At 40.9% G+C, this 22783-nt stretch carries 18 protein-coding genes; 11 read left to right on the plus strand and 7 right to left on the minus strand.

The window, feature by feature from the left end; all coding sequences use genetic code 11:
* The first annotated feature begins 39 nt into the window (after nucleotides 1–39).
* Complete coding sequence (locus R2Q94_RS18310; protein ID WP_316822924.1) at nucleotides 40–693, plus strand: hypothetical protein; 654 nt, start codon at nucleotides 40–42, stop codon at nucleotides 691–693.
* A 6-nt stretch (nucleotides 694–699) separates the two neighbouring features.
* Here the strand turns inward: R2Q94_RS18310 and R2Q94_RS18315 are convergent, their stop codons facing one another.
* Nucleotides 700–1515: a DNA alkylation repair protein gene (locus tag R2Q94_RS18315; protein ID WP_316822925.1), complete on the minus strand. Its 816-nt coding sequence runs from the start codon at nucleotides 1513–1515 to the stop codon at nucleotides 700–702.
* 178 nt (nucleotides 1516–1693) lie between these two features.
* On the opposite strand from R2Q94_RS18315, the gene R2Q94_RS18320 reads away from it, so the two are divergent.
* From R2Q94_RS18320 to R2Q94_RS18340, 5 genes are all read left to right on the plus strand, one after another.
* A complete protein-coding gene (locus R2Q94_RS18320; RefSeq protein ID WP_316822926.1) occupies nucleotides 1694–2023 on the plus strand; it encodes a helix-turn-helix domain-containing protein in 330 nt (109 codons plus the stop codon).
* A gap of 98 nt (nucleotides 2024–2121) precedes the next feature.
* On the plus strand, nucleotides 2122–2973 hold the full coding sequence (locus R2Q94_RS18325; RefSeq protein ID WP_316822927.1) for a GLPGLI family protein: 852 nt from the start codon (nucleotides 2122–2124) through the stop codon (nucleotides 2971–2973).
* Nucleotides 2970–5612 (plus strand): hypothetical protein, encoded by a 2643-nt coding sequence (locus tag R2Q94_RS18330; protein ID WP_316822928.1) that lies wholly within the window; start codon nucleotides 2970–2972, stop codon nucleotides 5610–5612. Before R2Q94_RS18325 ends, R2Q94_RS18330 begins: the two co-directional genes overlap by 4 nt.
* Before the next feature lie 35 nt (nucleotides 5613–5647).
* The gene (locus R2Q94_RS18335; RefSeq protein WP_316822929.1) at nucleotides 5648–6046 is read left to right on the plus strand and encodes a BlaI/MecI/CopY family transcriptional regulator; all 399 of its coding nucleotides are present in this window, start codon (nucleotides 5648–5650) and stop codon (nucleotides 6044–6046) included.
* A gap of 2 nt (nucleotides 6047–6048) precedes the next feature.
* Nucleotides 6049–7395: a M56 family metallopeptidase gene (locus tag R2Q94_RS18340; protein WP_316822930.1), complete on the plus strand. Its 1347-nt coding sequence runs from the start codon at nucleotides 6049–6051 to the stop codon at nucleotides 7393–7395.
* On the opposite strand, the gene R2Q94_RS18345 is transcribed toward R2Q94_RS18340, so the two are convergent.
* The gene (locus R2Q94_RS18345) at nucleotides 7376–7834 is read right to left on the minus strand and encodes an Lrp/AsnC family transcriptional regulator (protein ID WP_316822931.1); all 459 of its coding nucleotides are present in this window, start codon (nucleotides 7832–7834) and stop codon (nucleotides 7376–7378) included. The two genes, R2Q94_RS18340 and R2Q94_RS18345, sit on opposite strands and share 20 nt — an antisense overlap.
* A 206-nt stretch (nucleotides 7835–8040) precedes the next feature.
* On the opposite strand from R2Q94_RS18345, the gene R2Q94_RS18350 reads away from it, so the two are divergent.
* From R2Q94_RS18350 to R2Q94_RS18370, 5 genes are all read left to right on the plus strand, one after another.
* The gene (locus R2Q94_RS18350) at nucleotides 8041–9066 is read left to right on the plus strand and encodes a PLP-dependent cysteine synthase family protein (protein WP_316822932.1); all 1026 of its coding nucleotides are present in this window, start codon (nucleotides 8041–8043) and stop codon (nucleotides 9064–9066) included.
* Between the two features lie 24 nt (nucleotides 9067–9090).
* A complete protein-coding gene (locus R2Q94_RS18355; protein ID WP_316822933.1) occupies nucleotides 9091–9537 on the plus strand; it encodes a protein-disulfide reductase DsbD N-terminal domain-containing protein in 447 nt (148 codons plus the stop codon).
* Nucleotides 9538–9542: 5 nt separating this feature from the next.
* Entirely contained in the window at nucleotides 9543–11261 is a 1719-nt protein-coding gene (locus R2Q94_RS18360; protein ID WP_316822934.1) for a protein-disulfide reductase DsbD family protein, read from the plus strand.
* A gap of 218 nt (nucleotides 11262–11479) precedes the next feature.
* The gene (locus R2Q94_RS18365; protein ID WP_316822935.1) at nucleotides 11480–13690 is read left to right on the plus strand and encodes an alpha-galactosidase; all 2211 of its coding nucleotides are present in this window, start codon (nucleotides 11480–11482) and stop codon (nucleotides 13688–13690) included.
* Between the two features lie 123 nt (nucleotides 13691–13813).
* Nucleotides 13814–14350 (plus strand): dihydrofolate reductase family protein, encoded by a 537-nt coding sequence (locus R2Q94_RS18370; RefSeq protein WP_316822936.1) that lies wholly within the window; start codon nucleotides 13814–13816, stop codon nucleotides 14348–14350.
* Nucleotides 14351–14450: 100 nt separating this feature from the next.
* Here R2Q94_RS18370 and R2Q94_RS18375 read toward each other — a convergent pair whose 3' ends face one another.
* From R2Q94_RS18375 to R2Q94_RS18395, 5 genes are all read right to left on the minus strand, one after another.
* A complete protein-coding gene (locus tag R2Q94_RS18375; RefSeq protein ID WP_316822938.1) occupies nucleotides 14451–15881 on the minus strand; it encodes a Gfo/Idh/MocA family oxidoreductase in 1431 nt (476 codons plus the stop codon).
* Nucleotides 15882–15925: 44 nt separating this feature from the next.
* A complete protein-coding gene (locus tag R2Q94_RS18380; RefSeq protein ID WP_316822939.1) occupies nucleotides 15926–18250 on the minus strand; it encodes a hypothetical protein in 2325 nt (774 codons plus the stop codon).
* A gap of 49 nt (nucleotides 18251–18299) precedes the next feature.
* A complete protein-coding gene (locus tag R2Q94_RS18385) occupies nucleotides 18300–21302 on the minus strand; it encodes a LamG-like jellyroll fold domain-containing protein (RefSeq protein ID WP_316822940.1) in 3003 nt (1000 codons plus the stop codon).
* A gap of 36 nt (nucleotides 21303–21338) precedes the next feature.
* A complete protein-coding gene (locus tag R2Q94_RS18390) occupies nucleotides 21339–22064 on the minus strand; it encodes a ThuA domain-containing protein (protein ID WP_316822941.1) in 726 nt (241 codons plus the stop codon).
* A 107-nt stretch (nucleotides 22065–22171) separates the two neighbouring features.
* Nucleotides 22172–22780 (minus strand): gluconate 2-dehydrogenase subunit 3 family protein, encoded by a 609-nt coding sequence (locus R2Q94_RS18395; RefSeq protein WP_316822942.1) that lies wholly within the window; start codon nucleotides 22778–22780, stop codon nucleotides 22172–22174.
* Nucleotides 22781–22783 lie beyond the last annotated feature (3 nt).

A 22783-nucleotide genomic window follows, 5' to 3' on the forward strand; every position in this document is an offset into this window, starting at 1 on the left:
TATTTTATTTATAGATTTACAATTCAAATTAATGTGATCATGAAGTCTTTATATAAAACCATTGGACTGCTATTTTTATTCAGTGCTATATTCACCGCCTGTAAGAAAGAACCAAAAAGTGAAAATATCGTATTTCCGGTAAATTTTTATGTTCATCAACTTAAAGTTAAATCCGGAGTACGCTTATTTACAAAGGATGGTGAAGTTACAGACCCAATAAAAATTTCAAAATTTGCCGGCCACAAAGATTTCTTTAACATTAAGGATTCCTTAGTCGTTCAACCGGAGTTTTTGTTTTCAATTACTTCCTTAGATAGTGCTAGATTTACAATCGGTAATTATAACAACAAGTATACTTATGAAATAAAAGGGAATAAATTCCTTTTCAGTTCTGCTCAGGTATTTCCGCTTCCAGAAAATTCTCCTGAGCTCAATGATAAGCTATTTAAGTATCAATCTGTGATAAACCTTGGCATGTATCAGGTACAAAGACCGATTCAGCTCGCTTACGGAGACTTCAAAGCAGTAGAACTTCCAATGCAGATCTATTACATTGCCAGAAGAACCGAATCTTCTTACCATATTACAAATGGTTTTTCTAATAATGAAATTAATGAATCCTTCCTGACTACTTTAAAAAACCAGGATACTTTAGCGTATAGAACTTATCACCTCATCTGTAAAGCTCAATAAGTACATTTAGCGCTCTAGCTGGAAGGATAGGTTTCTTGTTGCACGCTTCACAATTTTTAAGGTATGTTCATTTGCCCCTTTCGTGATCCAGGATTTGCAAAGTTGGATGACCCAGTCTGGCCTACTTTTACCTGCATCGTTTAACCAGTTTGCCAGGGAAAGTTGCACATAAACTGAGGGGTCTGCTTTTAAAGCCTCCAATAGCTCCAGGGCGAGTTCCGGCGCTGTGATTAGAGCTTTGAGCTGCTTACACCAAACTCCTCTTGGGCGACTCGCTTCTGTTGCAAAACGTCTGATATTTTCATCCTCTGAATCCGTCCATGCTAACAGTATGGTCAGACTTTCCGACAAATGCGTTTCCAGGTTGTCCCGCATCGCCATCCAGGCCAACTCTCTTACTCCAAAATGGGTATCAGCCGCAAATGGATAAATGGCCTTGAATTTTGCCTGCAAATCCAGCTCATCATTTCCACCAACAATATAAACCGCCCAGCAACGCACACTATCTGAAGGATGTCTGGCCAGATCATTAAATAACGCTGGATATTCCTTTATTTCCAGACTCAGAATTTTACTAATTTCTACAATCAGTACTCTTACACTCATTCCTTCCCTATTAGCGAGCTGAGCTTCGCAAGTCTGCAGTATCAACGGGTAAGCGGTAAGTACATTGCGCAGCAATTCCATATGGTTTACCGCCAGCCACTCGGTCAGGTTAACACTTTCCAACAAGCCCATGTTCAAGGCCTTCAGCACCTCATCCGGAATACTTTGGACCTTTAAAGCCCCCTTCCTATTCTTTAACTTTTCTATATTAGTCATTCAAATTTTATTGGTCATTCAGATTTTCATTTATAATCCATCCTTAAATTGAATTTTCCTTTTATTTGTTCTTCGATTTGATGGAGCTATTTTGAAATGCTAATTTCGGAGCCTTACTCCTAACAAACAATAATGGACAAAATTGTCCTTAGCATTATTTCAAAAAACACCTTGCTCCATGAAAAACAAACTGCGTGTATCTGAGAATAAAATTTGTCCATTGGAGCATGCAGTCAACACCATCAGCGGTAAATGGAAAATCCCAATTGTATGGCACCTTCATCAAGGCGTAAAAAGACCTTCCGATTTCTTTCTACACATCGCAGATATGAATAGACGGGTATTGAGCCGACAATTAAAGGAGCTGGAAGAAAGTGGAATTGTGTTCAAAACTGTGGTTAAAGAAAAGCCTTTGGAAGTAGAATACGAGTTAAGCTCCTCTGGCCTTCAACTGGTTGCCGCACTTTGGACGCTAAATGATTGGGGCAAAAGTTTATTAAACCCATAAAAAATCCTATTCGTCTATATTTTTAGACAAATATTTCATTTCACTTGTTTGTCTAAAAACATAGACGTAGATTGGCTTACCAATTAAACCAATCTTGTATGAAACAATTCCTGATTGCCATCTCATTCTGTTGCCTCAGCAGTTTTACTTTTGGCCAAAAAAAAGACAAAGAACTTTCCGATGATGTGAACGTAAGGTGCTACTATTTATTTTCAAAAAAGAAAGACACCAACTCCCCTGTCTTTCGAAGAGATACCATGGCACTGGATATAGGAAAACAGGTTTCCAGGTTTTATGATCCCGCCCGACTAGGCAGAGATTCAGCACTGGCGGATATGATGACCAGCATACGCGGTCCGGAACTCAAAAGTGTCAGTATTTTTAAAGATGGCAAGCAGGATTTATCTAAAATGCCGGGCACAAAACAGAGCAATACCATGGAGGGAGAAAGCTATCAGATTGTGAAAGATAAACAGACCGGTTTGATCACCGTGTTCGATTACATCAATACAATTGGCGCCATGAAATTCCAATATGAGGATCAATTTCCTAAACTCAACTGGCAATTGGTTGAGGGTACCGATACCATCGCTACTTATGTTTGTCAGAAAGCGGTATTAAAATTCAGAGGCAGAAATTACACCGCATGGTTTAGTCCGGAAATTCCGATTAATGATGGCCCATGGAAATTCGCTGGTCTGCCAGGTTTGATCCTTAAGGTAGAAGATGCAGATCAGATTTTCTCATTTACCCTGATTGGAATGACCCAGCCTAAAACTCCCATACCGATGTTGATCACCAAATCCGATTATTTGAAATGCACAAGAGCGGAATTTGCCAAACAACTGGAGAAACAAGGACTGGGCGCCCAGATTAATTTCACTAATGGAGCAATGATCGTTAATTCCTTTCCTGGTAAATATGAACCGACCCTAATGGAATTAGAATGAGGTATTTAATTCTGCTCCTGATCGTTTGCAAGGTCTGTTTAGCCAATGGTCAAACTAAAATCACCGGAAATCTTAAAAACAAGGAGGAAGGAAAAGGTATTCCGGGCTTAAATATTATCCTTAAAGCAAAAGGCAATACTGCCATCCTCAGTTATGCGGTATCAGATGATAAAGGTGGGTATCAATTGAGCTTTAACAGTCCGGCTGACAGCATTGAACTTACCATTTCTGGCATGAGCATTCAGAAACAAAGTCACCGCTACCCCAACAAAACCGCTTTGCTGAATTTTGATGTTGCCTATGCAAGAATTACACTCAAAGAATTAAAAGTTAAACCTCCAAAGATTCGCAGGTTAAATGATACGCTCAATTATGCGGTAGATCAGTTTTCCGGAAAAAACGACCGGACGATTGGAGAAGTTCTGAGAAAAATGCCGGGTATCGAGGTCGCCGAAAATGGTTCTATTACCTACAACAACAAACCCATCAACAAGTTTTACATTGAGAATCAGGACTTGCTGGAAGGCCGATATGGCGTTGCGACCAACAATATTGCTGCTAAAGACGTAGAAACCGTGCAGGTATTGGAAAATCATCAACCTATAAAAGCGTTGAAAAACAAGGAATTTACCGATGAAGGTGCACTTAACCTTAAGCTTAAAGATACCGCAAAAGACGTATGGGTAGCTAATGCCCAATTGGGTGCCGGTGCAGCCCCATTGCTGTGGAACAATGAAATTTTTGGAATGTTTTTTGGAAAAGGTAAGCAATGGATGGCGACCTATAAAGGGAACAATACAGGAGATGATTCCGGATCAGAGCTGAGGAATTTTTATGGAGGAGGTCAAAGCATCAGCTTCCCGGTTTCCCTGGGAATTCAATCGCCGGCAGATCCTGCAGTGAGTAGAAGAAGGTACCTTTTGAATCGGGACAATGCCCTGAGCTTAAACAACCTGCGCAACATTGCGAAAGACTACAAACTGACGACCAATATCAGTTACCTGAACGATAAACAGGAAAAGAGCAGTTACTCACGTGATGAGAAATACCTTCCGGGCGACAGCACATTGGTGATAGAAGAACGCCTCAATTCCCTCTCCCGTTTTCATTACCTGGATGCCAGCTTAAAACTGAATGCGAATACGGATAAATACTATTTTGACAACTCACTTTCTTTCACTGCTGATCTGCAAAGAAAAGAAAATGGCAGTGTGGCCAACAACCAGCTGATCGACCAGGCCAGAACAGCTCCTTACTTTAAAATAGGGAATCAATTGAGTATGGTTAAAAACTACAGGAAACTCACTTTTAAGATCAACTCTTATAATGGTTTTGGTAGAATCAATGATGACCTTCAGGTAAAACCGATGCTGTACCCACTCCTCTTTAGTGATCCGGGAGCATATATAGGTACGTATCAATCCCTTACCCAGCAACTCTACAATTCGCAGAACAACATCAGTATGAGGATAAAAAATGGGAAATTTAGTCAGAATTACCTGCTGTATGCCAATGCCAGCCTGTTACACCTGAATTCTGATTTGCAGAGCAAGCTTGAAAATAATGGATTAGGAAAGACCACCGACTCGCTGAGTAACGACCTGCAATGGAACAGATATGATTTGGGAGTATCTCCGGAATATAACTATGACGATAAGAAAATGAACCTTAGCCTCAGATTACCGTTCAATTATACCCATCAGTACCGGAGCGACAGGATTCCAGATCTGCGTGCAACTCAGGAGCGCGTGTTTTTAATGCCTGCTTTTTCCGCCCTCTACAAACTGAACTTATTGTGGCAACTGAGTGCAAATGCCAGTTATTCTCAGGCTATTGATGGTGCCGAAAACGGTTACACCGGATACATCATGCAATCCTACCGATATCTGGTTCAAAACAAGGGGCAATTACCGGAACGAAGCACTCAAAACTATAGTATGGGAATCCGGTACAGCCATCCCATTAAAATGCTGTTTGTCTCCTTTTACAGCAGTTACAACCGTTCAAAAATGAATTTGCTCTATGGGCAGGAGTTTCAGGGCTTTCTTACCCTAAGAAGAACGCTTGACATTCCAAATGCATCAAATACGGCCAGTTTCAGACTGAATGTCGATAAAGGTTTCGATGGTATCATTGAGAAACTGAGTCTAAGCGGGGAGTATAGCAGTTCAGAAAACACCCGGCTCAACCAAAGCGAGATCGTCAGCTTCCTCAATCGATCTTATAGTACTGGCGCCAGAATCAATGGAAAATTCTCTGAATGGGGGGATTTCAATTATGGAATCAGCTACAGAAATTCTGAGAACATTTTGAAAAACGATGATAGAAAATTGAGCCCCATTCATTCCGCAACCCAATCTGGCAGGCTCAGTTTTTTTCCGCTGAAAGATCTGGTGATCCGGTTAAATTATGAAAATGGCTACAACAGTGCGGTTAGTGGCAGCGGAAGAGCTATGAATTTTGCAGATGCCGGGATTAGGTACACCATTAAAAAACTGGAATTTAACCTGGATTATCATAATATTTTTAATACCAAACGATACATTGCCGCGGCATATAGCGGAATTGGCTCCTATTATACCAGCTATGAACTTCGGCCAACACAGGTATTGCTGAAAGTAAGGTTCAAAATTAAGTAGCAGATGTGATGTCTATATAAAATTCTTATCTTTAAATGATGAATGGATTGGTAAATGTGCAGCTTACAAAGGCTGAAGAACAAATAATGCAGGTGTTATGGGAACTGGGAGAAGGTACTGTACAAGACATCAGAGACAGGCTGGAGGAAGTTAAACCTGCCCGTACTACTGTTGCAACCGTATTGAGTATTTTGGAAAACAAAGGATTTGCCAGTCATAGCAGCCAGGGAAGAGTCAATATCTACACACCTTTGGTCAGCAAAGAAGGCTATTCTAAAACGCAGTTATCCGGCTTACTGAAGAACTATTTCAACAATTCTTTTGCCGCTATGGCTTCCTTTTTTGCCAGAGAAAACAACTACAGTATTGAAGAACTGGATTTATTGATCAAAGACACCAAAGAGGAACTTGATAAAGAGAAAAAAGCTAAATAATTATGGAAGTATTGGGGCTATATCTATTGAAATCTGTATGCTGCATTACGTTGTTTTTCGGCGTTTACTGGTGTTTTCTTAAGAATGAAACCTTCTTTCGTTTCAACAGGTATTTTTTAATCAGCGGATTGATTTGTTCCATACTTCTACCTTTCTATACTTACACCTATGAGCTGAGGTTAAACCTTCCAATAAGTAATGCTGCTAATGAGCTGAGTGCTGGCATAGATTCCTCCCTGATAAAAGAGAACCTTTTGAGTAGTTATGTGGGAATTGCTTATGCTGTAATTGTCCTCTTTTTACTGGCTCGTCATATTTTCGGATTGCTAAAAATCAAAAAGGTGATCTCCAAATCAGGATACCGTTCCATTAAAAATTGCCGGCTGGTGAGTACCCCGGAATTTAAATCCTCCTTCTCTGTATTTAACTACATCTTTTTTGACAGCTCAGAGGAACTTTCTGATACAGAAAAGAAAATGATACTCAGACATGAACTCGCGCATGTAAAACAAGCGCATTGGGCAGATCTGGTATTGGCACAATTATTTTGCAGCCTCCAATGGTTCAATCCATTGGCCTGGATTTATCTAAAAGCCATCCGACAAAACCACGAATTTTTAGCGGATGAGCATGTTTTAAAACAAGGGAGTTCAGTTGCAGGTTATCGTGCCGTACTCCTGAACCATTTTGTGGGTACACGGGTGTTTAGTATTTCAAGCGCTTTCTATCACTATCCTCAGCAAAGAATTAAAATGTTGGCTAGACCTGCTTCAGTCTGGATCAAAAAAACAGCAGTGCTGAGCATTCTACCTGCTTTAGCATTCTTCCTATGGGCATTCTCAGAACCTGAAATAATTTTACAGGAACCAGCTGCTACCCAGCAAAGGCCTGCTTTAGAAAAGTCAGCCATAGAAAAACCAGCGGCAAGAAATGAGGTGATGGAAGCCACCGCAATGATCAACAACCCAATAAAAAAAGTAGCTGTAGGAAAAAACAAAAGGACTTCCTTAAAAATAAGTGCCAGGCCCGAAATTAAACTGGAAAATCAGCCTGTAACACCCCAGGAAAATCAGCTACTCACTGAAAGAAATCACACCATTGATGTCAAAGTAAATGGAAAAGAAAACTCAGTAATTAGCCCTAAACCCTTATTTTTTCTGGATGGGGTGGAAATGATTACCGATATCAATTCCATCAATCCAAATCATATTGAAGCCATTAATATCATTAAAGGTGCTCAAGCCATTGAAATGTATGGTGACAGAGCTAAAGATGGTGTCATCCAGATTACTACAAAAAATAAGACAACAGCAAATCTAAAGAGCGATCTTAAATTGGATAAGCAGTAATATTTTTCACGACCCTCAATACAAAAGAACTGTTGACTCTGGAAACATTCGGTAATTTGGCCAGTTTATCTCTTAAAAAATTAGAGTATTCCTCCAGATTGGCGGTCGACACCTTCAGGATAAAATCGCAATCCCCGGACATCTGGAAACATTCCATCACTTCTTCAAATTTAGAAACCTCTGCTTCAAATTCAATCAGGATTTCAGCGGTATGGCTATTCATGTGCACATGCGGAAAAGTAATCAGTCCGCGGTCAATCTTGTTTCGATCCAATATCGCCACTGTACTTTGTATATAGCCCAAATCATTCAATTTCCTCCTTCTCTCCTGAATTGCGGCCACCGATCTATGTAGTTGATTGGCAAGATCCTTATTCGTCAGTGTCGCATCCCGTTGCAGAATTTTTAAAAGTTCGTGGTCAATAGCGTCTAATTGCATAGGTTAAAATAGGTTTGGTGTAAAAAAAACAGTTACAGTACACTTTAAACAGTCGTAATCAGTAAAAAGATAGCAAAATTATATTTTTTCCATTAAAAAAACGGAATATATGTATATCCATTGTGTATTAAAAGGAATATATAGAGTTTTGGCCATTACTAATTTATAAAAAAGCGATGATTGCTGAAATTAATGAACCAGCTTGTATGACTACAGATTTAGCTGCGAAATTCAAAAACCTTACCCATTTAATTGGGAATACCCCCATGTTGGAACTTCAATATACCTACAAGGGAAAACCAGGAAAAGTATATGTGAAATGTGAGCATTACAACCTTACCGGAAGTATTAAAGATCGTATGGCTCTTAATATCATGTTTGAGGCTTATAACAACTGCTCTATCCGCCCTGGAGATACCATTATTGAAGCTACAAGTGGAAATACAGGAATTGCTTTTGCAGCAATTGGAACAGCTTTAGGTCACCCGGTAAAAATCATTATGCCGAACTGGCTGAGTAAAGAGCGAATTGACATCATCAAAAGCCTGGGAGCTGAAGTAGTTTTGATCAGCAAAGAAGAAGGAGGTTTCCTGGGTAGTATTAAATTATGTGAAGAACTTGCTGCCAATGGCAATGTGTTCCTGCCACAGCAATTTGAGAATAAATACAATGAGCAGGCCCATGAAAAAACTACAGGTCAGGAGATCTGGGAACAACTGCAAAGCAGAAATCTGATTCCTGATGCTTTTGTAGCTGGTGTAGGTACAGGTGGTACCGTAATGGGTGTGGGTAAACGCTTAAAAGCGCATCAGCCAAACATCAAAGTACACCCTTTGGAGCCAGCTGAAAGTCCAACTTTAACCACAGGATATAAAGTGGGTAGTCACAGGATTCAAGGCATTTCTGATGAGTTCATTCCTCAGATTGTAAAACTTGAAAATCTTGATCAGGTGATTCAGGCAAACGACGGTGATGCGATCATTATGGCGCAAAAACTGGCTAAAGAACTGGGACTTGCTGTAGGGATTTCTTCAGGAGCCAATGTGATTGGTGCAATTAAATTACAACAGGAAATGGGCGCTGATGCAGTAGTAGTTACCCTCCTATCCGACAGCAATAAAAAATACCTGAGTACAGACTTAGTAAAAGAAGAACCCATCCAGGATTCCTACATTTCTACCGATACCATTTTTACTGGTTTCGACCCGATCTGCAGACTTTCCGAAAAATAAACCTAAACAATACCACCAATAGAAATGAAAAATTTATTCGTATTTGTATTTGCACTGATGTGCAGCTTCTCTGCAAGCAGTCAGATTTTAAAACCTGTTAAATGGAGTTATGCCGCTAAAAAAACTTCAAAAACAGAAGCTGTATTATATTTGAAAGCCACGATTGAAGATGGCTGGCACCTTTATTCTCAAAATATGGCAGATGGCGGACCAGTGAAAACAGCTTTCAGTTTTAGTCCTTCGAAAGCCTATAAACTGATTGGAAAAACCATAGAGCCAAAAGCGGTAACGAAATTTGAGAAGTCCTTTGATATGAATGTGAGCTACTTTGCAAATTCAGTAGTTTTTCAACAAAAAATCAAATTAACTACGCCAAAAGCACTGGTTAAAGGTACAGTTGAGTTTATGGTCTGTAACGACCAGCAATGCCTACCTCCGGAAACTGTTGAATTTTCAATCCCAGTTAAATAAGAAAGATGCGTTATCAGATAATTCTAAAAACATTTCTTCTGGGAATACTGTTCCATATCGTTTCTCTAAGTGTGGTGATGGCTCAGGAATCAGAAGAAATGCCTTCCGACTTAACATTTACAGAGATTGGTGCTGATTCTTCAGCGACAAAAGTTTCCGATACGGTTGCGCCTAAAACAGAAGAAAAACTGGTTGCTCCGGTAGCTGATTCTACTGCTAAAGTCGCTGAAAGCAGCAAGGTAGAGGAAAGCAAAACTGCTGACCATAGCAATCAGGAAAAAACACTTTGGGATACATTTATTGCAGGCCTGGCAGGAGGTTTTATTGCCTTCCTGATGCCTTGTATTTTCCCAATGGTTCCCCTTACGGTTAGTTATTTCACCAAACGTGCCGGGAGCAGACAAAAAGGCATCAGTCAGGCCATTATCTATGGTTTATCCATTATTGTGATTTATGTCGCACTTGGTTTACTGATTACGGTGATTTTTGGTTCTGCTATGCTGAACGAACTAAGCAGCAGTGGCTGGTTTAACCTGGCCTTCTTTATCTTGCTATTGGTTTTTGCGGTTTCCTTTTTTGGTGCCTTTGAAATTACCTTACCAAGTTCATTGGTAAATAAAATTGACCAAAAGGCGGATAACAGTAAAGGATTAGGTGGCATATTCTTTATGGCTGCTTCTCTTGCACTCGTTTCCTTCTCCTGCACAGGTCCGATTATCGGTACCTTATTGGTTCAGGCGAGTTCAAAAGGTGAATTGCTGGCTCCTGCAATAGGGATGTTTGGTTTTGCATTGGCCCTTGCCCTACCTTTTACCATTTCAGCGATTTTCCCTGGATTTTTAAACAGCATGCCTAAATCAGGTGGCTGGTTGAATACGATTAAAGTATGTCTGGGTTTCCTGGAACTGGCATTGGCCTTGAAATTTTTGTCGGCTGCCGACCTGGTATGGCACTGGCAATGGTTCGACAGGGAGATCTTCCTGGCCCTTTGGATTGTGATCTTCTTCCTGATGGGGATTTATATCCTGGGTAAGCTGAAGTTTTCTCATGATAGTGATGTTCCTTATGTATCGGTTCCGAGGTTATTCTTTGCTATTGTTTCTTTTGCATTTGCGATCTATATCGTTCCAGGACTTTGGGGTGCTCCTGTAAACGTACTGAGTGGTTTAGCTCCTCCAATGAATACCCAGGACTTTATCCTGACTGGCGGAGGTTCTTCAGCAGCTGCTGCTGCACCAACAGATTTTCCTTCAAAAGTAAAATACAGTGAGGTATTGAAAGCTCCGATTGGTTTCAACCCATTCTTTGACCTGGATGAAGGAGTTGCTTATGCTAAAAAAGTGAACAAGCCTATCCTGATCGACTTTACCGGGCATGCCTGCGTGAACTGTCGTAAGATGGAAGATAAGATCTGGACTGATCCTCAGGTAGCTCAAATTATCAAGGAAGAATATGTATTGATCCAGTTGTATGTTGATGAAAGAAACATCAAAATGCCGAAAGAAAAGGTACATTATTCAGAAGTCCTGAGAACCAATACGGATGATTTAGGCAGATGGAACGGAGATTTCCAGGCCACAAAATACGTATCGAACAGTCAGCCTTTCTATGTGCTGGCGGGTCATGATCTGAACCCACTGGTAAAGCCTCAGGGAGCAATCTTTGATGCTACTGAATACCTGGCTTACCTAAAAAGCGGGGTTGAAAGTTTCCATAAGAAATAATACAATAATAGGTTAATAATCATAATAGGGTCGGTTTTTAACCGGCCTTATTTGTTTAAATACAATTTTTCGGTCAGGATTTGAGGACCAGGTTTACAGGATTGGGCCAAACATAGCTGAATATTGGCTTCTACCAAAATTTCCTATATTTAGGCGATGAACCTCAGTTCTACTGATCATCAACACACACACAAACAACCTATAAACCGATTTTAAAAATGCCAAAGCCCCGATTGAATCCACGATCACTTCCCTACTGTTTTTTACTTTTATTTTCCGCAGTTATTTCCAGCAAAATAGTAGCACAATCTGTCACTATTCCTGTAGAAACGCAACACAATGCGATCGTTTTTCAAACCGATAAGGATCAACAACTTGGTACCATTTACTTTGGAAAAAAACTCAGCAAAGCACAGGAATATACACAGGTGAGCGCACAGTATCAACAAGGCTCGGATTTCACCGGAGTATTGAATTCAGTCTATACACCTTCCGGTTCAACAAATTTATTGGAACCAGCCATAACAGTCACTCATGCTGACGGCAACAACTCTTTAAACCTGGTTTATGTGAACCATGAACTTAAAAACATTAGTAACAATGTAACTTTACTGAACATCTCCCTAAAAGATCCTGTCTATAATTTCAAGGTGACGCTACACTATAAAATCTACTTTAAAGAGGACGTCATTGAGCAATGGTCGACGATTAACCATACGGAAAAAGGCAATGTTGTCCTTCATAAATATGCTTCGGCAAATCTTTATTTAAAGGGTGGCAATTTCTATTTAACACAGTATCACGGCGACTGGGCAAAGGAAATGCAACCTGAGGAATCCAAACTTAGTCACGGGATTAAAACATTGGATTCCAAATTAGGTACTCGTGCGGACCTTTTCCAGCCACCGGTATTTATGGTTTCTCTGAACAAACTTGCGTCAGAAGATGAAGGTACAGTGTTGTTTGGAAGTTTAGCCTATAGCGGCAACTTCCGCACCGACCTGGAGCTGGATTTTCAGGACAACCTACGCATCATATCGGGCATCAATAATTACGCTTCGCCTTATACCTTAAAGCCAAATGAAGACTTTGTTACCCCTGTATTTTTATACACACTTTCTACCAAAGGGAAAGGGCTAGCCAGCAGAAACCTGCACAACTGGGCCAGAAACTATAAATTGCTGGATGGTAAAGGCAACCGCTTAACCTTACTGAACAACTGGGAAGCCACATATTTCGATTTCAATGAGCAGAAGCTTGCCGGACTATTAAAAGACACCAAAAAACTAGGTGTGGAACTGTTTTTATTGGACGATGGTTGGTTTGCCAATAAATATCCGCGCAATGGGGACGTTGCAGGTTTAGGCGACTGGCAGGAGAATAAAACCAAATTACCAAATGGAATTTCTTCTTTAGTAAAGGAAGCTAAACAGAACCAGGTGAAATTTGGAATCTGGATAGAACCGGAGATGGTGAATCCTAAAAGTGAGCTGTATGAAAAACATCCGGAATGGGTGGTTAAACAACCAAACAGAGCTGAACATTATTTCAGAAACCAATTGATCCTTGACCTGACCAATCCAAAGGTTCAGGATTTTGTATACGGGGTGGTAGCTGATTTATTTACAAAGAATCCCGAGCTGGCCTATATCAAATGGGATTGTAATGCGGTAATTTATAATGCACATTCGGCCACGCTGAAAAACCAGAGCCATTTTTACATTGAATATGTGAAAGGTTTATACAAAGTTTTAGAAAGAATCAGAACGAAATATCCCAAGGTACCGATGATGCTTTGCTCAGGTGGTGGCGGAAGGGTAGATTATGCCGCTTTGCAATATTTCACTGAGTTCTGGCCAAGCGACAATACAGATCCATTGGAACGCATTTTTATGCAGTGGGAATACTCTTACTTCTACCCTGCTATTGCCAGTGCCAATCATGTGACAGACTGGGGTAAACAACCTATAAAATTCCGTACAGATGTAGCCATGATGGGTAAATTAGGCTTTGATATCGTGGTGAGTAAATTGCCGGAACAAGACCTTAAATTTTGTCAGGAGGCCATTAAAAATTATAATGGTTTAAAGACGATCATCTGGAAGGGAGATCAGTACCGCTTATCTGATCCAGGGACCAGCAATACAGCATCGATGTTATACCTAAATGAAGAAAAAACATCTGGTGTAATCTTTAATTATTTGGTGAACAACAGATATGCTGCGAACAGTAGTCTTCCGATACCATTAAAGGGACTGGATCCAGAAAAGCAATATAAAATCCAGGAAATCAATCTTTATCCGGGAACCAGTTCCAGCTTAAAAGGAACACAGGTTTTTTCCGGTGATTTCTTAAATACAGTTGGTTTTAACCCTGATGTAAATTCGGGCAGAACCAGTGTGGTATTAAAAATTGAAGCAGTAAAATAATCTGCAGGAATTTTTGTAATTATACTTTTCCTCTACAATAGATGGTGATGAAGATGATCTCGGTTTTGTACAATTTTCTCAGGCAAGATCTTTGCGGTTTTACTGTTTAAAAACTTAAAATAAATGAGAAAACTTATATTGGGATTGGCCATAAGCCTGGATGGATACATTGAAGGACCAAATGGCGAATATGATTGGTGCTTTACTGACCAGGATTATGGCTTAAATGACTTTTTCGAGCGTATTGATGCCCTCTTTATCGGTCGAAAAAGCTATCATATCGCCCAGGAATATGCCGAAAAAAACTCAGGAGAAATGATTCCTGGGATGCCGAAAATGAAGGAATATATATTCTCGAGAACCTTGAAAAGTGTAAAAGAAGCGGCGGTACTTATCTCTGAAAATAGTATGGAAGCCGCAAAAAAAATAAAAGAACAACCCGGTAAGGACATCTGGTTATATGGCGGCGCTGAATTAACTGAGGCCATGATGAAAGAAGGATTAGTGGATGAATTGTGGCTTTCTGTTCATCCCATACTCCTAGGTGCTGGTAAATCCCTGTTTCATCAGCAACAGCATCGGACTCAACTTGAATTGTTGGAAAGCAAAACCTATGAAACAGGACTGGTCTCCCTGCGATATAGAATTAATAATGGGTAAATTAAAAGACCATTCCTAACATTACCCGCCGATGGGAGCAGATCAACTGCTGACATCGGCGGAATAATAGCTAAATCATTAAGTCTCCAGGACTGAAGAATTAGACCTTATAATATTGCTCCCAACCTTTACGTGGCGGCGGGCCGATCAATAAGGCGTTAGCTGTTTTATTGTTGGTGATCACTTTTTTCTTTCGGTCAAACGCCAGATTTGTGTTCAACTTTTGAGCAAGTACCCCCAGGCAAAAGACCTGACTTAATGGGCCGGCGACTGCAAATGGTGATCTTGCCTTTTCTTCTCCTTTACAAGCCAGAATAAAATTCTTAAAATGGTTACTCGGACTTAAAGGTACTTCAGGCAGGTAGCTTGCCATAGCCATTGCTTTTTCCTCGGGAATAATCGACAAGGTACTGCCGTGTGAACCACCTTTAAAGGTAAGGTCTTTACTATAAATGATTTTTCCTGGGTTTAATTTTGCAGGTGCAATTACACCGGTACTTGGTGGCGGAATATTTGGGTCTAATCCAGACACCCCATAACCTTTTGGAATTGGGGGTAAATTATTAATGCCATCATACCAATTCACATCTAATGCTGGCATTGACCCTCTTTTTGGAAATTTAAAAGCTAATGTTGAGGAAGTAGGGAAAAAGAAATCATTATGTCCCTGTAATACCGGATTGATCTGATATGGCAAACCCAGATCAAGAAATTCATGCGCAGTATCCAGTATATGTGCACCCCAGTCGCCGAGTGCGCCCATTCCAAAATCAAACCAGCAACGCCATTGTCCGTTTACAAAATCCTTATTGTAATCATGTCCTGTAGTGGCCATTTGCCAGATGTCCCAATCCAGGCTGTCTGGCAAGGTTTGGGCAGCAGGAAAGGATTTAATATTGACATCCCAACCATGCCAGCGTCTTGGCGAATTCATATGAGCAGTAATGGAAGTCACATCTTTAATGATGCCCGCTTCCTTCCAGGCTTTAAATTGGAAGTAATTGGCTTCAGAATGCCCTTGATTCCCCATTTGTGTCACCAATTTAGGATATTTCTTTGCTGCTTTCATCATCAGCTCGACTTCATTGAAAGTACGGGCCATTGGCTTTTCTACATACACATGTTTTCCTAAACCCATAGCCATCATGGTGATCGGGAAATGAGAGAAATCCGGCACTCCAACAGTGACCGCATCAATTTGATTGCCCATTTTATCCAACATCTGACGGAAATCCTGAAAACGAGGTACATCTGGAAATTGTTTTAGAATTGCCAGGGTATGTGCTGCACCCATGTCTACGTCACAAAGGGCAACGATATTGACCAGGCCGGTCTTGTATAAATCAATGATGATCTCTGCTCCCCTGTTTCCTATACCGATACCGGCAAGGTTTACCCTTTCATTAGGACTTGCAAATTTAACATCCCCCTTATTCATCCCCATCAACAAACCAGGTGTCAGCGCTGCAACGGCAGATAACATCATGGTTTGTTTTAAAAAGTGTCGTCTTGAAAAATCGTTTGTGCTCATTTTTAAGTGTGTTGTTGCGTTTATATTTGGTCATTTTGTTTCGCCTATAATATACTGATTTCATTGCCAGGTTGAATCCGTATTTTAAGGGATTCTCCGGCTTTCAGTTGTACTTTCGGCCATTTTAAAAATGCGGTATAGCTCAGTGGTTTTTTTGCCTGACTTTCTGTTTCGGAAAGGAAAGACACCTCAGCAGGATAAACCGTTGGATTGCTGAGCACTAAAATTGTTTCAGAGGAACTGGCAGACTGAATTTCTGCCTTTACATGATCAAACACGACCAATTTTTGCTGATCTGTGTTCAGGTAAATTCCTGGCAATTCCATCGCCATCAACATCCCATTGGTTTCTGTCCATGAATTTCGGGTATTGATGTAATTTCCAATACTGCCTTTACCTTCCGCATCACTCAACTGAATCCTTTCCATAGATGAGCCCATTAGCCCATTAGTGGTTGGGTGTCCGGGCATATTCACCGCTTCTGCATGTGCATGTTGTATATCCCGGATAAGATCTGCATAAACCATTTTACCGGTGGCACGGAACAATTTAAAAATATAGTCGCCAGAAGCCGTACAAATACCGGGAGCAGAATGTTTATTTTGAATACTTGCCCAAATTGCTCCAGCCATGTTACTTTTTAACTTTCCAATTGCGCTATTTTCCGGAAATACCGGATCATAAGAAAACACCCAGGTTGCGCCCAATGCAGCTTGTGTTTCTGCCTTTTCTATCCACTCCTGTTCTCCGGTATAATAATACAAAGCCATTAATGATTCCAGAAAACCGAATGCAGATTCGGAATCTGCATCCTGAGAAATATCTCCACAATGGCCGCCGGTTAAGCCTTGCTTTTCTACATCACGTTTATAATAGAATCTGGCAGCATCCTGTGCCACTTTCATCCATTCTTTATTTTTAAAATAATCAGAAGCCATGGCCAGACCCGCTGGTACAATTGCGCCTGCAGTTGAATTATACACGGCAATTTCACCGGTTTCCGGAGCGATAAACTGTCCGAATTCGCCATCTTTTTTCCAGTTGCGAACAAAGGCAGTGGCCAGTTTTTCAGCGGCATGTTCCCAGGCTAATTTAACCTTACTGGAATATCCCTGAGCTTTTAGCAATTGAATATGTTTCATTAACCAAAGAAGCACATCTGCATTTTTCCTGACCATGGCCTGAAGGGGTTTAAAATCTTTGTTCATCTTTTCCGGCCTCAAATCTCCTGCAGCTGTAATTCCCCCATAGAAATATCCACTTTTTCCCTGAAGTTTATCCACTATAAAATCGAGTTCTCTACTCACCCGATCACGTTCCTTTTGATCATTAAGGGCTAACATCGGATAGGTGTTCATCATTCCACTCACCCATCCCAACTGAAAGTCTCTATTGTTTTCGGGCATGTAATAGGCACCAGCAGGGACCTCAATAAAGTTTCCTTTACAGATGTCTGTTGCAGCTTCAAAAAGCTTACTCATGGGCAATATATTGCGTGGCTGATTTGCTCCGGAAAGTTCTTTTCGAATCTCCATGAATTTCTTTAACAAATCCGGAATACCAGCTGCATGGAAGACGTAAACCTTAAAACTAAGATGGAGTTCATCACCCGCCTTCCAATCTGGAGCCAGGTCATTACTCAAATGAAAATCACCAAAACCCGGAGCCATTTTACGAACTGCCGGTGCAGAAATACTAAAGGAACAACTGTCCTTTCTATGATTTTCTGCAATCATTAATCCGTTATTACCAAGCCTGCTTTGCTGTGTCGTCAGTACAATAAATCCTTTCTTTTCCTGCTCTGAAAAGAAACACATGGCTGGCGTTGACACATTTCCAGTTTGCAATTCAATCAACCCAGCTTGTCCCTCCTGATTAGAAAGTCTGGGATTATTGGAAATCGTCAAGGGAACCGCGGGGTTATAGTACATATCTTTAGGATATGGGGGATCATAACTATTTCCAATAGAACGATAACGATTCCCATTATAAATGGATGCGGGGACCAACACATAGTTTTTTGGATTCCAATTACTAAAATCAAAGGCTACTGAAACCGCGGATGATCTAGCCAGACCCGTATTTAGCTGAAATGATGCAACAAGGTTCATGGCATCAGGACGTCCTGAAATAGGAGCTGCGTTTAGGATGAGGCCCCAATCGGCAGTTTTTGTTTTCAGGGACTTTCCCTGAAACTCATGTTCCTTCATCAATTCTGTTCCATTAAACTCTTTTACCGAACATTTTAATGTACCATGCAACTGCTTTAAAAATTGATCAACTGTGCTGGTTGGTGCCTGGGCTAATGATCGTATTCCAAAGCTTAAGCATAAAAAGCTGAGCCATAGCCCTGTTAAATTCTTCTTCATTTTTTATATATTGGTATCTACCACCTTATTGCAGGGGCATGAAATGATGTTATGGTTTGATGGTAAACCAGCTAAAGCCACCAGCGGGAATGCTTACGTTAATCAAAGTCTCTTGTTTTTCATTGAGCGCCAAATCACTTACCTGTCCATTTTGGTCTGTTATTTTCGCTTGCCCTTTGATTCCTGTATAATACAATGGCAATTTCATCTGTTTAGAAATGGTCTGGTCTGTTGGATTAAAGACCACCAGCATTCCCTTTTCCTCTAAGCCGGAGTTAACGTGTAGCATGGCATCCAGATCTCTTCCTGTTGGTCGCGAGATATGGATGATATCGGAAGTAAGAATGGCTCTGTACTTTTTAAACCAACCCAACCATTTCGATACCATCGCTTTCGTTTCAGGAGTATCGTAAAGCCGGTTGCCACGGAGGGTAAACTGACAACCACTGGCCAGGTGCTGAAACAAGGCAAGTTCATAGCGGTTGATATTTTCAACCAGAGGTTCCAAACCCACCCTCGGATCATTGGTATAAAAACCTACCAATTGCAAAGACATCCAGCCCATAGTTGGGGTTTTATGCCAGGTACCATCATAGATATATTGCCGTCCCAGTAATAATTGCTGTTGGGGTGTTAAATTGGCACTCGCTTCCCGATATCCCATTCCAGTGGAGGATTGTCCGTTTAAAAAATACCAGTCAGGAATGGGAACATACATATTCCTGCCTTGCAATTCATGAAGTACACGTACCTGTTGTTTCCATTGCTGCCATTGAGAATCATATAAATTATGGTGGTATTTATGGTTGGTAGCAGCACAAACATCCCCATGATATGGCCCATCCATATTGTAGGTCATCAGTCCGGTTTTATCAAAAAATTCCCACATTTTGGTATAATAATCATCTTGCCAATCACTGGCAATACACACACTTTGCCCAAACAAGCTCCCAGGTTTCTGTGTAACCGGGTCAATACAATCGTATTGTGCTCCCCTGCCTCTGGATGCCACTTGTAACTCATATCCACCCATTACGATCCCTTTTGCCTTGGCGTAGTCGGCGATATCCTTCCATAAAGCTACATATGCAGTATCCAGTTGATCATGAGCAATCCCAGGCCAGGCCATAATGTCTAATCTTTCGAAGCCCAGCTCTCCCATCTGATCAATAAAGCCTTTTAATTTTGGTTGATCATGTGAGGTAATTCCTGCGGTAATTAAAGATTCGGTGACCTGTGGAGCCAGTTTCCTGTAGAATCTACGATGAGCCAGGCTCTGCCGCTCGCGGTCGTCATTGTCCTGCAATAACTCAAAGCTGGTAAAAGAAGTAAATTGAGACTTACTTTTCAAGGTTTCAGCCGGCCCCATTGGCACTCTACTAACCAAGAGGTTATGATGTGGAAAACCAAGAAATTTATCTTCTGCCTGATTGTGTGACGCCCAGGTGTGGTAATCATCATCAATTCGCCAGGCAGTGGTACTTTCTCCGGTCTGATATGCCGGTGGAGCTTCCTTATAATGCATCAACGCACCACCTTCTCTGTCTGCGTTAGCCAATGCAAAAGAGTAATCACTTTCCATATGGATGCGCTTTACCTGATCCTGATTGATGGCCAATACTTCTGTCTCCGTTTCCCGAACTACAAAAGAACTATCCGAATTATTATTGATCGTTAGCCATTTCGCGATGACTGGCATTCCTTCGTACATTTCGTAATGAATGGTGATTTGTACTTTATCCTTCCAATTATTTTTATTGCGCGGCGCCTGATAGTGCATTAAAACATGAAGTCCCTTAGGAGGCCAATCAGCATGAACCGCATTGTACTTTTGCTGCCATGGATATCGGGCTACAGGTGGAGCGACTTCAATACCAGCAAAACGAAAGGCAGAAGGCTCCGCAATTAAATTAGGATACCAGCTTTCCATTAGATAGGATTTCTCAGGTTGCCCGCTCAATCCTCCAATGTCATACCAGGTACTGTCCAGCATCACTCTCGCCTCAGGTTTTATTGCTCTAAGAAACTGGGCATCATTCGATTCATTTTTGAAGCCTACACAGGCCAGATTTTCTGCAATATAAAATTCTCTGCTCATCAGGCCATTACTAAGCAATAACTTGGCTGACAATTCATCTTCACTCTTTTTCATCAATAATTGCACCGGAGTACTTACCGGATCCACCAACCAATCTGCTGAATTTAAATTACTTAAGGGAAAGTTCTTTACTTTAATAATGGTGTTATTTTTTTCCAGGGCTGCTACCAATGCCCGTTGCGTTTCTGTGGCCTCTCTTTGTTTTTTAGCCAGGTTTTTCCCATTAAACAACAAATGTTTAGCTCCGTCGAATTTCAATTGATTTAAAGTACTCAACCTCAATTCATAAACCAAACCATCAAAATAATGTTGTTTCCCTAGTGCTCCAATGGAGAGATTACTCGCTATAGTTTTCGCTGAGGCTAATCCATCGATTACTTTTCGTGCATTGACATATACCGATAGGAATTTACCATCATCAACTAAAGCAATATGGATCCATTCACCAGGATTTACTTTTGCAATTGTAAGAGAAACTTCCTTTCCATCAATCCACAACATCCATTGATCAGCCTTCTGCAGGAGTACATAGCCGGATTTATCATCACCATAAGCCATGGCAACACCCTTATTATCATCGCTTTTTTGTCCATGCTGACGGCTATTCGCCTGAAACCATCCCTCCAGAACGAAGGGTACTTTCCCTTGTATCAGCTTTTTCTCCGTACTGTAACTTCCCTGGTCTTTAAATGAGATTGCTCCTTCCCCGTTTAGCTTTTTATCGGCAGGGGCATCGGCAAAGAAAACTGCTTGCCCTTTCTTCTTCAGGTCATTTCCTTTGCCCGATTGATCTTTTAGGACATCTGGTGCAGTAGCATAGGTAATGGAGCCTGAACGGCCCATATTATAATGGGCATTAATCACTTGCTGTGCATTTACCCTGCTAAGCGACAATAGGCAAACCACAAGCAATAGCTGAACTGTTGCCTGACTAACTTTCTTAAAATAAGACATTAAAGGAGGTTATTAAATGGAGGTTAAAAATTTAATTTATTTACCGATGGCATATTGAATCCCACCCAATAAGTGTTTTAGGTAATTCGGGTCTTCATAGGATTCTTCCGTATGTCCGAGTTCAGTATACCAGGAGCGTCCACCGTCAAAATTGTGGTACCAGGCCATAGGGTGTGAATCCCCATTGATACCACCTGTGTAAGATTTCTCATCAATCGTAATCAACACTTTCAGGTCTTTATTAATGTTCTTAAAATTGTACCATTCATCCTTCCGTTTCCAAACTTCAGGAAGGTGTTTAGTAGAGCTATGTGTACGATCAATGACATTTAAGGTTGCCATTTGCTGTGCAGGGTGACTGACAAAATAAGCACCCACCAATTTTCCATACCATGGCCAATTGTATTCAGTATCAGTTGCAGCATGAACACCAACAAAGCCAGCACCTCCCTGGATATACTTTTCGAAACTTGCCTTCTGGGCTGCATTAAACAGATCGCCAGTAGTAGATAAGAAGACTACCGCAGCATATTTTTTTAGGCCATGAGTGGTAAAATAGGCTGCATTTTCAGTAGTATCTACTAAAAAACCGTTTTGCTTTCCTAGCTTCATTATGGCCAGTTTTCCGATTTCTATCGCAGTATGCCTGAAACCTGTAGTTTTAGAAAAAACAAGGATTCGTGGTTTTGCCGGATTAATTTCGGCGGCACATATCATTAATGACACCGAAAGGAAACACAATAATAAAATTAACTTCTTCATTGTAATGTATTTTATACCCAAAGAGCGCTCTTCTCCTTCCAGTACATATTGCAATGGAAAGGCTGAGGAGCGTCTGATGGGGATTTAGTTTAAATGGTATTAATAATCTAGGCCCAGGATTTATCCCCTTTTTTATAGGGTACACTACCTTCATAGCGACCTGGGGCAGCCACATACCGCATGGCCTTTGTTGCTCCTATTTCAGAGCTGAAATAAGCCCAGAAAGACAATTGCTTCATCATGGTAAAATAATGAGCTGGTAAGCTGGTAAAATTCTTGTCTTTTTTGCGTTCAATTTCTTCAAGAGCTGATTTATTAGACTGGTAGTCTTTTGATTCTTTATCCATTGCAAGAATCAATGCCAATCTTTGGGGAGCAGTAGCTTTTAGGAATTTTGTTCCATGCATCTTTTCCGAAGCCGCATTTAGTTTAGCGATCCCTTGTTTAAATACCTGTTGATCTCTTTCCGTATAGCAATCCCTAACGATTACCGCCATCAAAGCCCCTACTTTAGCCGCCTTCGCCCCCGGACTTTTAGCCGTATCAGGAAGCATTGTATCTGCAACTTCATCTAAGAATACCTCTTCCTGGCTGCTAAAAAGATGTTGATTTCCATTTTCGGAGCCAGAATTACAACCGCTGAGTAGCACATCACTTCCAATCACAGCAGCACCAGATAGTAATGCGATCATTTTTAAAAGTTCTCTTCTATCCATAGC

The sequence above is a fragment of the Pedobacter gandavensis genome, from assembly GCF_032678465.1.
Classification (GTDB): domain Bacteria; phylum Bacteroidota; class Bacteroidia; order Sphingobacteriales; family Sphingobacteriaceae; genus Pedobacter; species Pedobacter gandavensis_B.